General features: G+C 62.3%; 1 protein-coding gene. It reads right to left on the reverse strand.

Features of this window, described 5'->3' with window-relative positions; translation table 11 throughout:
- Positions 1–864, reverse strand: an 864-nt coding sequence (locus tag AACY49_RS29660; RefSeq protein WP_339527739.1) for an immunoglobulin-like domain-containing protein, incomplete at both ends; no start/stop codon positions are given.

Consider the following 864-nt stretch of genomic DNA (forward strand, 5'->3'; position numbering starts at 1 on the left):
AAACGGTGCTGGTATCGATGGTGTCGTTAACAGTGGTGACAGCGGGTGTATCGCTGGTGACCAGATTCTCGAAATTGCCACCGGTCGCGCCTTTGATCGTCGCTTCGACGGTGCCGGCGTCTTTGTAAACATCATCGGATGGTGCCGGGACGGTCACGGTGCCGGTGGTTTTACCGGCATCGATGGTGATCACGGAGCCGTTGCTCAACGTCACGGTCACCGGGGTGCCGGCGGCGGTGGTCAGGGTCGCGGTGTAGGTGATCTGGCCACCTTCGGCCACCGAGTTGGTGGCGCTCAGGCTGAGATGGGTGGTGTCCGCTGTGTCGGTGATCAAGGTGTCGGCTGATTTGCCATCGACTTCCAGCTTCTCGTAGTTACCGCCCTTGGCATCGTCGATTTTTACGCTCAGGGAACCGCCGCCGGCCAACGCATCGTTCGGCGCGGTGAAGTTGACGCTGGCACTGCTCGAGCCGACCGGAATGGTGATGGTCTGGCCGTTGGACAGGGTCACAACGACTGGCGAACCGGTTACTGGCGCGCTGACGGAGGCGGTATACACCACCGTGCCGCCTTCAGCCACAGTGCTGGTCGCGGTGAGGTTGACCGTCGAAGTGTCGATGGTGTCGGTCACATCGGTGACCGCCGCCGCCGGATTGGTGGCCAGATTTTCGAAGTTGCCGCCCGCAGCATCCTTGATGGTCACTTCGACTTGGCCGGCATCTTTGTAGACGTCGTCCTTCGGCGCGTCGACGGTCACGGAACCGCTGGTGGCGCCGGCGGCGATGGTGATCACCGCGCCGTTCGACAGTGTCACGGTGACCGGCGTACCGGCCGCATTGCTCAGGGTGGCGGTATAAACGATGG

This window comes from Pseudomonas sp. EL_65y_Pfl2_R96 (assembly GCF_963970905.1).
Classification (GTDB): Bacteria; Pseudomonadota; Gammaproteobacteria; order Pseudomonadales; family Pseudomonadaceae; genus Aquipseudomonas.